The organism is Paraburkholderia largidicola (assembly GCF_013426895.1).
GTDB classification, from domain to species: domain Bacteria; phylum Pseudomonadota; class Gammaproteobacteria; order Burkholderiales; family Burkholderiaceae; genus Paraburkholderia; species Paraburkholderia largidicola.
Window position 1 is genome coordinate 1,962,701 of the sequence record NZ_AP023175.1, and the last position, 13,296, is coordinate 1,975,996.

At 64.1% G+C, this 13,296-nt stretch carries 10 protein-coding genes; 7 read left to right on the forward strand and 3 right to left on the reverse strand.

All coding sequences use genetic code 11. The annotated features are described in order from the left end of the window. The first annotated feature begins 131 nt into the window (after nucleotides 1–131). The gene (locus tag PPGU16_RS25485; RefSeq protein WP_180723174.1) at nucleotides 132–1,733 is read left to right on the forward strand and encodes a peptide chain release factor 3; all 1,602 of its coding nucleotides are present in this window, start codon (nucleotides 132–134) and stop codon (nucleotides 1,731–1,733) included. Nucleotides 1,734–1,823: 90 nt separating this feature from the next. On the opposite strand, the gene PPGU16_RS25490 is transcribed toward PPGU16_RS25485, so the two are convergent. Further along, entirely contained in the window at nucleotides 1,824–2,693 is an 870-nt protein-coding gene (locus tag PPGU16_RS25490; RefSeq protein WP_180723175.1) for a LysR family transcriptional regulator, read from the reverse strand. Between the two features lie 317 nt (nucleotides 2,694–3,010). On the opposite strand from PPGU16_RS25490, the gene PPGU16_RS25495 reads away from it, so the two are divergent. Continuing rightward, nucleotides 3,011–5,437 (forward strand): bifunctional acetate--CoA ligase family protein/GNAT family N-acetyltransferase, encoded by a 2,427-nt coding sequence (locus PPGU16_RS25495; RefSeq protein ID WP_180723176.1) that lies wholly within the window; start codon nucleotides 3,011–3,013, stop codon nucleotides 5,435–5,437. Between the two features lie 8 nt (nucleotides 5,438–5,445). Here PPGU16_RS25495 and PPGU16_RS25500 read toward each other — a convergent pair whose 3' ends face one another. Further along, the gene (locus tag PPGU16_RS25500) at nucleotides 5,446–5,988 is read right to left on the reverse strand and encodes a hypothetical protein (RefSeq protein WP_180723177.1); all 543 of its coding nucleotides are present in this window, start codon (nucleotides 5,986–5,988) and stop codon (nucleotides 5,446–5,448) included. Between the two features lie 917 nt (nucleotides 5,989–6,905). Further along, the gene (locus PPGU16_RS25505) at nucleotides 6,906–7,697 is read right to left on the reverse strand and encodes an IclR family transcriptional regulator (RefSeq protein ID WP_180723178.1); all 792 of its coding nucleotides are present in this window, start codon (nucleotides 7,695–7,697) and stop codon (nucleotides 6,906–6,908) included. Between the two features lie 329 nt (nucleotides 7,698–8,026). Between PPGU16_RS25505 and PPGU16_RS25510 the strand changes: the two genes are divergently transcribed. The 5 genes from PPGU16_RS25510 to PPGU16_RS25530 are packed head-to-tail and all read left to right on the forward strand — an operon-like array spanning nucleotide 8,027 to nucleotide 13,287. Beyond that, nucleotides 8,027–9,079 carry a sugar ABC transporter substrate-binding protein gene (locus PPGU16_RS25510; protein ID WP_180723179.1) on the forward strand — a complete coding sequence of 351 codons (1,053 nt, stop codon included), beginning with the start codon at nucleotides 8,027–8,029 and terminating at the stop codon, nucleotides 9,077–9,079. A gap of 20 nt (nucleotides 9,080–9,099) precedes the next feature. Next, nucleotides 9,100–10,626: a sugar ABC transporter ATP-binding protein gene (locus PPGU16_RS25515; RefSeq protein ID WP_180725207.1), complete on the forward strand. Its 1,527-nt coding sequence runs from the start codon at nucleotides 9,100–9,102 to the stop codon at nucleotides 10,624–10,626. After that, the gene (locus tag PPGU16_RS25520) at nucleotides 10,616–11,641 is read left to right on the forward strand and encodes an ABC transporter permease (RefSeq protein ID WP_180723180.1); all 1,026 of its coding nucleotides are present in this window, start codon (nucleotides 10,616–10,618) and stop codon (nucleotides 11,639–11,641) included. The genes PPGU16_RS25515 and PPGU16_RS25520 overlap by 11 nt, the downstream gene beginning before the upstream one ends. Before the next feature lies 1 nt (nucleotide 11,642). Continuing rightward, a complete protein-coding gene (locus PPGU16_RS25525; RefSeq protein WP_180723181.1) occupies nucleotides 11,643–11,951 on the forward strand; it encodes a UxaA family hydrolase in 309 nt (102 codons plus the stop codon). A gap of 16 nt (nucleotides 11,952–11,967) precedes the next feature. Continuing rightward, nucleotides 11,968–13,287: a UxaA family hydrolase gene (locus PPGU16_RS25530; protein ID WP_180725208.1), complete on the forward strand. Its 1,320-nt coding sequence runs from the start codon at nucleotides 11,968–11,970 to the stop codon at nucleotides 13,285–13,287. The last annotated feature ends 9 nt before the right edge of the window (nucleotides 13,288–13,296 follow it).

Genomic DNA, 13,296 nt, shown 5'->3' on the forward strand with positions numbered 1-13,296 from the left:
TAATGGGTTACCCCGGTACGTGTATCATCGCCGCTTCGCATCGATTCCCGCGGGCGGATGCACGCCCGCCGCCGCACCGGTTGCCGTACCGCCGCCCGCCAGAAGGGCGTGCGCCATGACCCTAATTGCCCATGTCAGTCTCCGAACTCAAACGCCGCCGCACGTTCGCGGTCATTTCCCACCCGGACGCGGGTAAAACCACGCTCACGGAAAAGCTGCTGCTGTTCTCGGGCGCGATCCAGATCGCGGGCACCGTGAAGGGCCGCAAGAGCAACCGCTACGCGACGTCCGACTGGATGGAGATCGAAAAGCAGCGCGGCATTTCCGTCGCGAGCTCGGTGATGCAGTTCGAGTACGGCGAGTGCGTGATCAACCTGCTCGACACGCCGGGCCACGAGGACTTCTCGGAAGACACGTACCGCGTGCTGACTGCCGTCGATGCCGCCGTGATGGTGATCGACGGTGCGAACGGCGTGGAAGCGCAGACGCTCAAGCTGCTCGAAGTGTGCCGCAGCCGCAAGACGCCGATCGTCACGTTCATCAACAAGCTCGACCGCGAAGTGCGCGAGCCGCTCGATCTGCTCGACGAAATCGAACAGCATCTGGGCGTGTCGGCTGTGCCGTTCACCTGGCCGATCGGCATGGGCAAGGAATTTCAGGGCGTCTACGACATCCAGAACGATCAGGTGCGGGTGTTCCGCGCGGGTCAGGACACGCTCGGAGGCGAAGTCGAAACGATCCAGGCGCTGGGCGACGAAGAAGGCGAGCGCCGCTTCGGCCACGCGTGGGTGCGCGCGAAGGAAGAGATCGACCTGATCACGGGCGCGACGCCGACTTTCGATCGCGACGAATTCCTCGCGGGTCAGCAGTCGCCCGTGCTGTTCGGCTCGGCGATCAACAACTTCGGCGTGAAGGAAATTCTCGACGCGCTGGTCGATCTGGCGCCGCCGCCGTCCGCGCGCCTCACCGTGCAGCGCCCGGTGCTGCCGGAAGAGCCGAAATTCACGGGTGTCGTGTTCAAGGTGCAGGCGAACATGGACCTGGCGCACCGTGACCGCGTCGCGTTCATCCGCGTGTGCTCGGGGCGCTTCGAGCGCGGCATGGCGCTGAAGGTCACGCGCAACAACAAGACATTCCGCGCGAACAACGTGGTGACGTTCCTGTCGCAGCGCCGCGAGACGGTCAGCGAAGCGTACGCGGGCGACATCATCGGTATTCCGAATCACGGCACGCTGAGTCTCGGCGATACCCTGACAGAAGGCGAACTGCTGCAGTTCGTCGGCTTGCCGTTCTTCGCGCCGGAAATTTTCCAGACTGTCGAAGTGGTCGATCCGATGCGCTCCAAGCAGCTTGGCGAAGCGCTGAAGCAGCTCGGCGAAGAGGGCGCGATCCAGGTGTTCAAGCCGGTCGTGGGCGGGTTGATGATTCTGGGCGCGGTCGGACAACTGCAGTTCGAAGTGGTGTCGCACCGTCTGTCGACGGAATACAAGGTCGATGTGCGGATGGCCCCGGCGCGCTACCGGATGTCGCGCTGGGTGACCTGCGACGATGCGGCCGAATTGCGCCGCTTCTGCGATTCCTACGCGCAGCGCATTGCCTACGACGCCGCCGACGCGCCCACGTATCTGGCGTCACACGTCTCCGAGATCGAAGTCGCGCAGAAGGCGTGGCCGAAGATCGTCTTCAACGAATTGCGCGAGCACTCGGGCGCGCCGTTCCGCAAGGCGATGTAAGCGCCTGCCGTCCCGCACCGTGAAACGAAAAGGCCGTGTTCCGACGAACACGGCCTTTTTGCTTTGAGGCCATAGGCGAATAGCAAGCCTTTACGCCATCCCCAGCACCTGCTCCCGCAACCAGCTGGCGAAAGCCTGCACATGCTCCAGCGGCGCATGGCGCGGCGCGATATCGAGCCAGTATCCATAAGGCCCGCTCACCTCGATCTCCGACATCGGCGCGAGGCTGTTTTCACCCAGTTCCTCGACGATCATGTTGCGATCGACGATCGCCAGCCCTGCGCCTTTGCGCGCCGCGTGGATGGCCTGTTCGAGCGTGGAGAACTCGATGCCGTTGTCGGCGTAGTGTGCGGGCAGGCCGGCTTTTTCGAGCCAGTCAGGCCATAGGTTCAGGCGCGCGTTGTTGTGCAGCACGTGCAGCGCGGGCAGCGTTTCCAGCAGCTTTTCGAGCGGTTCGCCGCCGAGACGCGGCGCACCCACCAACGTGTGCCGTTCGATCATCAGCAGCTCGGAATGCGCATCGGGCAGCGCGTCGCGGCCGAAGCGGATGTTGCAGTGGCAGTCGTCGGTGGGTTCCGTGCGCACGGATAGCTCGACGTCCGGCAACTCGATGGCGAGCGAGCCGAGCCGCGGCGAAAACCATTGCGTGGCGAAAGTGGGCGGGACGGACAGCACGAGCCGCCGGCGGCCTTTCGCAGTCGTGACCTGGCGCGTGCCGCGTTCGAGCGTGTCGAACGCTTCGGACACGCACGGCAGCAATTGCTGGCCGGCCTTCGTCAGGCGGATGCCCTTGTGGTCGCGCTCGAACAGCTTCGCGCCAAGCGATTCTTCGAGAATCTTGATCTGCCGGCTGACGGCGCCCTGCGTGACGCACAGCGCGACGGCCGCGCGGTTGAAACTCATGTGCCGTGCCGTCTCTTCGAAAAAGCGCAACGCGATCAGCGAGGGCAGACGCCGCATAAATCTTCCTTCAGTCTCATCATTCTTCTCTGTTCGGCCCGCTTGCGCTTTCCTGAACGACGCGCGCAACGGCGGCGCACCGGAAGCGGCGCCGCAGCCGGAAAGCCGCGCCGCGAGCCGTGGGGGCGATTCTACATGGTGCGCAGGGCGGGAGTGGGCGGACGTCAGGCGCGCCTGCGCTCTTTGGACTGTGTGGCCCGCGCTAACGTCAGACGAACCCCGCCGCCTTTGACGAAGCCGTCCCACGGCGACCCGCGCATCGCCTATCCTGATGAAATCGCGCGGCTCGACCGCACCCACTCATTCGCGGAGCACCCGTGACCGTACGCAATCTCGACGCGTTGTTTCGCCCGAAATCCATTGCCGTGATCGGCGCCTCGAATCGCGAGGGCAGTACGGGTGCAATGGTCTGGAAGCGGCTAATCGAAGGGGGCTTCGACGGCCCCGTCTGGGCCGTCAATCCGAAGTACGACATGCTCGATGGCCACGCCTGCGTCGGCAACGCGGGCGATCTCCCCGATGCGCCGACCGTCGCGATCGTCTGCACGCCACCTTCTACCTGGCCCGCCATCGTCCATACGCTCGGCGGGCGCGGCACGCGCGCGGCGATCATCGTCGGCGAGGCGCGCTGCGACAACGACCGCGCCGACGTGCGCCACACGCTGGCGGCCGCGCGGCCGCATCTGCTGCGCATCGTCGGGCCGGGCAGCCTCGGCGTCATCACGCCTGCGCTCAAGGCGCATCTCGGCGCGCCTTCCGTGACGGTGCGATCGGGCGGCGTCGCGTGGGTGTCGCAGTCGAACGCATTGACCAACGCGGTGCTCGGCTGGGCGCATGCGCGCGGTCTGGGCTTTTCGCACGCGATGGCGCTCGGCGACGAAGCCGACGTCGATGCCGGCGACGTGCTCGACTATCTCGCGAGCGACCCCGGCACGCGCGCGATCCTGCTCGAAGTGGATTCCGTGAAGGCGGCGCGCAAGTTCATGTCGGCGGCGCGGGCGGCCTCGCGCAACAAGCCGGTGCTGGCGCTGCGCTCGGGCCGCAGCGATCCCGACGATGCGCTCTACACGGCGGCGTTTCGCCGCGCGGGCGTGGTGCGCGTCGATGCGCTCGACGATCTGCTCGATGAAATCGAAACGCTGGGCGTGGGCCGCGTCGCGGCAGGCGCGACGGCGACGCTGATCACCAGCGATCGCGGCGTCGCGACGCTCGCCACCGACGCGTTCAAGGCCGCCGGCGACACGCTCGCGCCGTGCCCGTCAGGCGCCGTCGATGCGCTCGCGCAGGCGTTGCCGCGCGCCGTGCCGGGCAATCCGCTGCTGCTCGGCAGTGATGCGCGCGCCGAGCATTTCGGCACGGCGCTGAAGGTGCTGGCCGATCAGCGTTCGACGGGGACGGCGTTCGTCGTGCACGCGTCGACGCACGGCGCGCCCGTCGAAGAAGTCGCGCAGGCGTTGATCGCGAATCAGCGCTACGCGTATCGCGGGCTACTGGCGTGCTTCTTCGGCGGCGTGAAGCGCGAGACGCGCGATGCGCTGCACGAGCACGGCATTCCCGTGCACACCACGCCGCAGCGGCTCGCACGCGCGTTCGAGCGTCTCGTCGAATATCGCCTCGTGCGCGAGCTGTTGATGCAGACCCCCGAAGGCCAACCCGCGCGCATGCCCGAAGCTATCGACGCCGCGCAGGCGCAGGCGTGCGCGGCGCTCTCGTCGGGTGTGACGCAGCTCGAAGGCGCCGACGCGGCGCGGCTGCTCGCGCACTTCGGCCTGCGCACGGTGCCCGACGAAGCGCGTGACGGCGCCGTTGTCGATATCACGGTCGAGTTGCGCGACGACGCCAACTTCGGTCCGGTGTTCCGTTTTACTGCGCCGCCCGAGCACGACGAAGCGCGGCCGATGTGCGTGTTCGGCCTGCCGCCGCTGAACCCGGTGTTGTCGGACGACATCCTGTCGAACTCGGCGTATTCGCGCGAAGTCGCGCCCGAGCCCATTTTGACAGCGCTGACGTCGATCTCGCAGGCGGTGTCGGAGATACGCGAGATCGTGTCGCTGAAGCTCGCGCTGCGCGTGATGAGAAACGGCGCGGCGATTGTTGCGCCGCGCCTGTGGCTATCGGCGAACCGCACGCGCTTCGCGATCATGCCCTATCCGCGACGTTACGAAGAGACGCTCGACTGGCGCGGCCAGCGCATCACGGTGCGGCCGATTCGTCCGGAAGACGAAGCGGCGCATCGCGATTTCGTCGAATCGATGACAGCCGACGATCTGCGCCTGCGCTTTTTCGGCGCGGTTGGCAGCTTCGATCATTCGCAGCTCGCGCGCATGACGCAGATCGACTACGACCGCGAGATGGCGCTGATCGCGACGACACAGAACGACGACGGGTCGACGCACACGCTCGGTGTGGTGCGCGCCGTGGCGGACCCGGACAACGAAACGGCCGAATTCGCGATGGCCGTGCGTTCGGATCAGAAGGGCAAGGGGCTGGGGCGTCTGTTGATGGAGCGCATCATCGCGTATGCGCGCTCGCGCGGCACGCACTGGATCATCGGCGAAGCGTTGCGCGAGAACTCGGCGATGATCGGGCTGGCGACGGCAGTTGGTTTCACGACGACGCGCACGGAGGACCCGGGCGTCGTCGGTTTCAGGATGGCGCTCGATCAGCCGGATGAAAAGGGCGCTCAGGGCTTTGGCGCGTCGCCGGCGTGTTCTGCTGCTGCCTCTACTACTACGCGTAGCTGAGCGTCTATTTAAGCGGCGAGCTTCATCGCTGCCGCGTCCACCTGTTCGCGTGACACGGAGAGTTCTTCGAGCCACTCGGGGGCGTACGTTGCGCCCGTTTCGCGTTCGAGGCGGGCAATCGTTGCTGCGCAGCGCACGGCATCCTTCGGCGTTGCGATGAACGGCTTCACCGATTGTCCTGCCGTGAAGGCTTCGAACAGCGGCACGCGGACTTCGTCGGGCAGCGCGCGTGTCCATTGATACGGCTTGCCGTTGAACGTCACGGTCGGCGGCAGCATGCGTTCTTTCTTTGCGGCCGGAATCAGGCCGAAGTTACGCGCGGCGTCGCCGATCTGATCGGCCGAGAAGAGTTCGTCGGGCGAGATGTCGAACTGCGCGATGAAGGTTTCGATCTGCTTCATTGCCGCGGCGCGGTCGTCGCGTTTTTGCTGCGCGCGGGAGACGATTTCACGGAGTTCGTCGGCTTCTTCGCTGGTGATGGTGAAGCTTGCCTGCTTCTGCTGGAGTTCGGAAAAACGCTGGAATTCGAGGTCGGACAGAAGTTTGGCCATAAAGGTTGGGGTTTGCGGTTGGGGCGGTATTCTATCGTATCGGGGGGTGCTGTTCGGGGTTTTGGCTTTTGTGCTGGCATCCGCTAGATGTTATTGGTCTGCTAGCGTTGCCCCTGTGCCGGGCGATACCTACTTGTGGGTTGTCTGCGACGCTGGGGTTGCTTGCCTGTGTTTTCGCTGGCATCCGCGTGATGTTATTGGTTCGCTAGCGTTGCCCCTGTGCGGGGCGGCACCTACTTTTCTTTGCCGCCGCAAAGAAAAGTAGGCAAAAGAAAGCGGCTCACACCGCCAGCCCGTGTTCCTATCCACGGGCCCCCAACGTCCCCACACTTCACACGGCAGTGCTCTCGTTGATGCTCGTTGCCAACGCTTCGAATCAACGCCTCACCCGCTTCGAATTCCCGTACCCGGGCCAGCGGCAGCGAATGGTTTGCGCCGCCCAGGTGGCAAACTGTGTGTAGGTTGTCGCGTCGTATAGCTCGGCGCTCTTACATGGAGGTATGCGCGTGCTATGGGTCCGAAGTGAGGCGTGTGCAGCACAAGGGGCCTACACACAGTTTGCCACCTGGGCGGCGGTGGAATAGCTGGTACGGCGTGCTGTAGTGCGGGAGCGTGAAGCGGGTGAGGCGCACCGCAAGCGCGCTGGCAACGAACGTGGGTCACGTGGTTGCCGTCTGAAGCGTAAGACCCTATGGGGGCCCTCAGGCAAATACTAGAACTGGCGGTGTGAGCCGCTTTCTTTTGCCTACTTTTCTTTGCGGCGGCAAAGAAAAGTAGGTGCCGCCCCGCACAGGGGCGACGCGTGAAGCACGCTAACAAAACGCGGATGCCAGCAAAAACATATGCGAGCCAACAACATCACGCGGATGCCAGCAAAAACACAAGCACCCCAAAACAGGCCGCGCCACGAACCGCACCTACGAGCGATCCGGCTCGGCAAACATCGACAACCCCTGCACAATCTCCCGCAACCTCTGCGTAACCTCATCAAGAGAAGGCGCCACATACTCATCAATCCGCTTGAGATAAGGACAAGTCATCGCAGCAATCGCCTGCCCGGACGCCGTCAGCACAGGAAAAGTCAAATCGGTGACACCAAAAATCTGCTGACTATCCTTCTGCGAAAACCCAGCCGCGCGAATAGTCGCGCACACAGCTTCAAGCGCCCCATGATCGATCGTCACTTCGCCTTTGACCTTGGTGTGCTCGGCAAGCATATGCTCCCGCTGCTCAGGCGTCTGAAAGGCCAGCAACGTGCGCCCCGAACTCGTATCGATCAAACCCACCCGCGACCCGAGCCGCACCGAAATGCCCCAGGTGCCAGGCCCATCCACCTGCGCGATCACAAGCAGATTCCCACGGTCATAGACGGCAAGATGACACGACTGCTCGGCATCAGCAGCAAAGCGCTGCATCAACGGTAACGCCTCGGAAATCAGCCGGTTCATCGGCGGATGCCGATGCGCCAGCGCATATAGCTTCAAACTCAGCGAGTACCGGTCGCCACCCGCCGACCGCACCACGTACTGACGCGCCACCAGCCGCTCCAGCATCCGGTACATCTCACTCGCATTGCGCCCCAGCAGCTTCGTGATCTCGGCGCGCGTCAGCCCGCTCTTCTGCTCGGCGAGCAGTTCGAGTATGTCGAGACCCTTGTCCAGCGCAGGCGCGCGATAACGATCGGCGTCGTCCTTGTCTTCTACATCCATCGTCGGCAGTCGGTTCGTGTTTGACGTTCGCATTGATTATCGGCTGTCAGAGGACTGTCACACAGGGCGCCCAGCTCCAGGGAAAACACCCACACCTGTCACGTTGACTTGTGGATATTCGTATATGAATAATACGTTCATTGGTGAATGAATGCACCAATGCCCATAAGAAAGTGAAAGGTCGATGCACCCGGTTCGCCGGTTCCTCTTCCCACAACGCAGATGGATGCGGAGTCAGCGCCCAGGCGCAACGCCCATCGATCGCACTAACGTGCATGGGATGGGCGTAAGCGCTAAAGCGCCAACGCCCATCGACATAGGAGACAAGCATGGGTTTCGCCAAGGAGCCGCGCGCGGCTCGCCGTTTCGTTCAGAACGCGTTGACGGCTGCCGTCGCCGTCGCGTGCGTCGCAGGCATCACGTCGTTCAGCACGGCCGCGCAGGCCGCTGACACAGCCAAGGTCGGTCTCGGCCTGCCGCTTCTCACATCGCCGTTCTGGCAGTCGTACAACAACTATCTGCCGAAGTACGCGAAGGAAATGGGCATCGACATCCTCGCGCCCGTCAATTCGAACAACGACCCCGCGCAGCAGATCACCGACATGAACAACATGGTGAATCTGGGCGCCAAGGGCATCGTCGTCGGGCCGATCGACTCGGCGGCGATCAGCCGCGCGCTCGATTCGGCATCGGCGAAGAACGTGGCCGTGGTCGCTGTCGACGTCGCGCCGACGCAAGGCAAGGTCGCGATGGTCGTGCGCGCCGACAACCGCGCGTACGGCACGAACGCGTGCAAGTACATCGGTGAGCACGTGAAGTCGGGCAAGGTCGTGCAGATCATGGGCGATCTGGCTTCCGTCAACGGACGCGACCGCTCGGAAGCCTTCCGCGCATGTCTGAAGAACTACCCGGCGCTGTCGCTGCTGGAGATCCCCGCGGGCTGGAAGGGCGATGTCGCGGCGAGTTCGCTGGATAGCCTGTTGACCGCGAATCCCGATGTGAAGGCGATCTACATGCAGGCGGGCGGCGTCTATCTGTCGCCCACTTTGCAGACGCTGCGCCGCAAGCAGATGCTGTTTCCCGCCGGCGACGCGAAGCATGTCGTGATCGTCAGCAACGACGGCATTCCGCAAGAGTTCGACGCGATCCGCAAGGGCGAAATCGACGCGACCATTTCGCAGCCCGCCGATCTGTACGCGAAGTACGGCCTGTACTACATGAAGGCCGCGCTCGCCGGGCAGACCTTCAAGCCGGGCCCGACCGATCACGGCAGCAACATCGTGCAGTTGCAGCCTGGCGTGCTCGAAGACCAGCTGCCCGCGCCGCTCGTGACGAAGGCGAATGTCGACGACAAGAACCTCTGGGGCAACACGCTCAAATGAGCACTTAAGTGAGCGAGCAAATGACCCACGACGCGAACGCATCCACGCACGCGGTCGTCGAGGCGCTTGGCGTAGGCAAGCGCTTCGGCAGCCACGCGGCGCTGAGAGACGTCAGCATGCGCGTTTTGCCCGGCGAGTCGCATGCGCTCGTCGGGCGCAACGGCGCGGGAAAATCGACGCTGGTGTCGATTCTCACCGGCCTGCGCAAGTCCGACACGGGCGAAGTGCGATTCGGCGGCGAGCTTGCGCCGCCCATCGCCGACCGCGACGCGTGGCGCGAGCGCGTCGCGTGCGTCTATCAGCATTCGACGATCATCCGTGAGCTGTCCGTCGCGGAGAATCTGTTCATCAACCGGCAGCAGACGCGCAACGGCGTAATCGACTGGCGCACGATGCGCCGCGATGCGCGCGCGTTGCTCGATCACTGGAAGATCGACGTGCGCGAAGACGCGCGCGCCGGCGACCTCACCGTCGAAGCGCGGCAGCTCGTCGAGATTGCGCGGGCGCTGTCGTACGGCGCGCGCTTCATCATTCTCGATGAACCCACTGCGCAACTCGACGGTGATGAAATCAAGCGGCTCTTCAGGCGCATCGAGGAGTTGCAGCGCGAAGGCGTGACGTTCCTGTTCATCTCGCATCACTTGCAGGAGGTGTACGAGATTTGCCAGGCCGTCACCGTGCTGCGCGATGCACGGCATATCGTCAGTGCACCTGTGTCGGCGCTGCCGCGCGAGCAGTTGATCGAAGCGATGACGGGCGAGCGCGGCGGCCTCAATGTCACCGACGCGGCTTCCCGCGAACCGCTTCCCGCCGCGACGGCCGTTGCACTGCAAGTCGAAGCGCTCACGGGCGCGGACTATGAAGACGTCACGTTTGCCGTGAAGCGCGGCGAAGTCGTGGGTCTCACAGGCGCGACGAGCAGCGGACGCACGAGCGTCGCCGAAGCGATCGCGGGGCTGCGCAAGCCGCAGCGCGGCGGCATTCGCGTCGACGGCGCAGCGTTGCCGCTCGGCGACGTGCCCGCTGCATTGAAGCGCGGCATCGGCTGCGTGCCGAAGGACCGTCATCACGAAGGGCTGGTGTTGACGCAATCGGTCGCGGAGAACGCGTCGATGACGATCGCGCGCATGCTCGGCAAGTTCGGCATCGCGTCGCCTGCGAAGAAGAATGCATTCGGCAAGAAGATGATCGAAGCGCTCGGCATCGCTACGCAGGGGCCGGAGCAAGCCGTGTCGGGTCTGTCGGGCGGCAATCAGCAGAAAGTTGTAATGGCCCGCGCTTTGGCCACCGATCCCGACGTGCTCGTGCTGATCGATCCGACGGCGGGCGTCGACGTGAAATCGAAAGAAGCGTTGCTGTCCGTCGTGGACCGCGTGCGCGAAGAGGGCAAGTCGGTGATCGTCGCATCGGGCGAACTCGACGATCTGCGCGTCTGCGACCGCGTGCTCGTGATGTTCCGTGGCCGCATCGCGGCTGAGTTTCCAGCAGGTTGGGAAGACAACGACCTGATCGCATCCGTTGAAGGAGTCAGTCTCCATGAAGAATAGTGTGCCTGCGTTTACGTCGGCTCAAGGGATGGGCGCGGGCGCCGCGCGTCCGCGCATCGAGTTCGCGCGTCTGCGCGATCTCGCGCTGGTACCCGCGCTCGCGTTGCTGATCGTGATCGGCGCCTTCGTCAGCCCGAGCTTTCTGACGAAGGCGAATCTGATCAGCGTGCTGGGCGCATCGGCGGCATTGGCGCTCGTCGTGCTCGCCGAATCGTTGATCGTGCTGACGGGCAAGTTCGATCTCTCGCTCGAATCGACGGTCGGCATTGCGCCCGCTGTCGGCGCGATGCTCGTGATGCCCGCGGCTTCGGCGGGTTTCGGGTTCGAATGGCCGGCGGCGGCGGGCCTGCTGGCGATCCTCGTGGTCGGCGCAGTGATCGGTTTCATCAATGGCTTTCTGGTCGTGCGGCTGCGTTTGAACGCGTTCATCGTCACGCTCGCCATGTTGATCGTGTTGCGCGGCATGCTGGTCGGCGCGACGAAGGGCGGCACGCTATTCGACATGCCGCCGTCGTTCTTCGAACTCGCGACCACGATCGTGCTCGGCCTGCCTTTGTCGGTATGGCTGGCGGCTGTGGCATTCGGCATCGCCGCGTTCATGCTGCGCTATCACCGGCTGGGCCGCGCGCTGTATGCGATCGGCGGCAATCCGGAAGCGGCGCGTGCGGCGGGCATTCGTGTCGAGCGCATCACGTGGGGCGTGTTCGTGCTCGGCAGCGTCCTCGCTTCGATTGGCGGTCTCGTCGTGACGGGCTATGTCGGCGCGATCAACGCGAATCAGGGCAACGGCATGATCTTCACCGTGTTCGCGGCGGCTGTGATTGGCGGCATTTCGCTCGATGGCGGCAAGGGCACGATGCTCGGCGCGCTGTCCGGCGTGCTGCTGCTGGGCGTCGTGCAGAACCTGTTGACGCTCGCACAGGTGCCGTCGTTCTGGATTCAGGCAATCTACGGCGCAATCATTCTCGGCTCGCTGATGGTGGCGCGCCTCGCCAGCGGCGAAGGACAAAACTGATATGACCGATCATCGCCTGATTCTGTTGAGTCCCGAAGACAACTGCCTGATCGCTGGCGCGCGGCTCGAAGCCGGCACGCAGATCGAGATCGAAGGCGAGCACGTGACGCTCGCGAAGACGATCGAACTCGGCCACAAGGTCGCGCGCCGTGCACTGCGCAGCGAAGAGAAAGTACTGCGCTATGGCGCGGTGATCGGCCACGTGACGACGGATGTCGCGCGTGGCGAGCATCTGCACACGCACAACCTCGAAAGCGATTACCTGCCCACTTATACGCACGACGCAGGCCATGCATTCGTCCATCACTGAGGCGGGCCAACAGAACATGACCGACATTTCCGTAGCAAATACCGCGCAATCAGCCATGTTGCCCATGCTGCAAGGCTATCTGCGCAGCGATGGACGCAAGGGCATCCGCAACGTGGTCGCCGTCGCCTATCTGGTCGAATGCGCGCATCACGTCGCACGCGAGATCGTCGCGCAGTTTCGTCCTTCGTTCGATGCGTTCGACGACGCTTCCGCGGAACAGGAACCGCCTGTTCATCTGATCGGCTTTCCGGGCTGCTATCCGAACAGCTACGCCGAAAAGATGATGGAGCAGCTGACGACACATCCGAATGTCGGCGCGGTGTTGTTCGTGTCGCTCGGTTGCGAGAGCATGAACAAGCATTACCTCGTCGATGTGGTGCGCGCGAGCGGCCGCCCGGTGCACGTGCTGACGATCCAGGAAAAGGGCGGCACGCGCAGCACGATTCAATACGGCGTCGACTGGGTGCTCGAAGCGCGCGGCGAACTCGCGAAGCAGAAGAAAGTGCCGATGGCGCTGTCCGAACTCGTGATCGGCACGATCTGCGGCGGCTCGGACGGCACGAGCGGCATCACGGCGAATCCCGCCGTGGGCCGCGCGTTCGATCACTTCATCGAGCATGACGCAACGTGCATCTTCGAAGAGACGGGCGAACTGGTCGGCTGCGAGTTCCATATGAAAAGCCGTGCGGCGCGCGACGATCTCGGCGACGAAATCGTTGCGTGCGTAGCGAAGGCCGCGCGCTACTACTCGATACTTGGCCACGGCAGCTTTGCTGTCGGCAACGCGGACGGCGGGCTGACGACACAGGAAGAGAAGTCGCTCGGCGCCTATGCGAAGAGCGGCGCGTCGCCGATCGTCGGCATCGTGAAGCCCGGCGATGTGCCACCCACAGGCGGCCTTTATCTGCTCGACGTCGTGCCGGACGGCGAGCCGCGCTTCGGTTTTCCGAACATCAGCGACAACGCGGAGATTGCGGAGCTGATCGCGTGCGGCGCGCATGTGATTCTGTTTACGACGGGGCGCGGCTCCGTGGTTGGGTCGGCGATTTCGCCCGTCATCAAGGTCTGCGCGAATCCGAATACTTACCGCAACCTGTCCGGCGACATGGATGTCGACGCAGGGCGTATCCTTGAAGGCCGCGCGACGCTCGATGAAGTGGGCCGCGAAGTGTTCGACGTCACGCTCGCCGTTGCGCAGGGGGCGGCGTCGAAATCGGAGTCGCTCGGGCATCAGGAGTTTATCCTTACGTACAAGACCTTCGAGCCGGTAGGTCCGGCGTGCCTGCCGTCGAATGCGGCGCTGCCGCATCGGGTGGTCAGCGTGGTTGCGCAGTGAGCGTTGGGT

What these genes read in the sequence shown, in the direction of transcription:
- PPGU16_RS25525 (WP_180723181.1), top strand. Translation starts at nt 11,643, where the DNA reads ATGACCGATCATCGCCTGATTCTGTTGAGTCCCGAAGACAACTGCCTG.
- PPGU16_RS25490 (WP_180723175.1), bottom strand. Translation starts at nt 2,693, where the DNA reads ATGCGGCGTCTGCCCTCGCTGATCGCGTTGCGCTTTTTCGAAGAGACG.
- PPGU16_RS25515 (WP_180725207.1), top strand. Translation starts at nt 9,100, where the DNA reads ATGACCCACGACGCGAACGCATCCACGCACGCGGTCGTCGAGGCGCTT.
- PPGU16_RS25520 (WP_180723180.1), top strand. Translation starts at nt 10,616, where the DNA reads ATGAAGAATAGTGTGCCTGCGTTTACGTCGGCTCAAGGGATGGGCGCG.
- PPGU16_RS25510 (WP_180723179.1), top strand. Translation starts at nt 8,027, where the DNA reads ATGGGTTTCGCCAAGGAGCCGCGCGCGGCTCGCCGTTTCGTTCAGAAC.
- PPGU16_RS25530 (WP_180725208.1), top strand. Translation starts at nt 11,968, where the DNA reads ATGACCGACATTTCCGTAGCAAATACCGCGCAATCAGCCATGTTGCCC.
- PPGU16_RS25505 (WP_180723178.1), bottom strand. Translation starts at nt 7,697, where the DNA reads ATGGATGTAGAAGACAAGGACGACGCCGATCGTTATCGCGCGCCTGCG.
- PPGU16_RS25500 (WP_180723177.1), bottom strand. Translation starts at nt 5,988, where the DNA reads ATGGCCAAACTTCTGTCCGACCTCGAATTCCAGCGTTTTTCCGAACTC.
- PPGU16_RS25485 (WP_180723174.1), top strand. Translation starts at nt 132, where the DNA reads ATGTCAGTCTCCGAACTCAAACGCCGCCGCACGTTCGCGGTCATTTCC.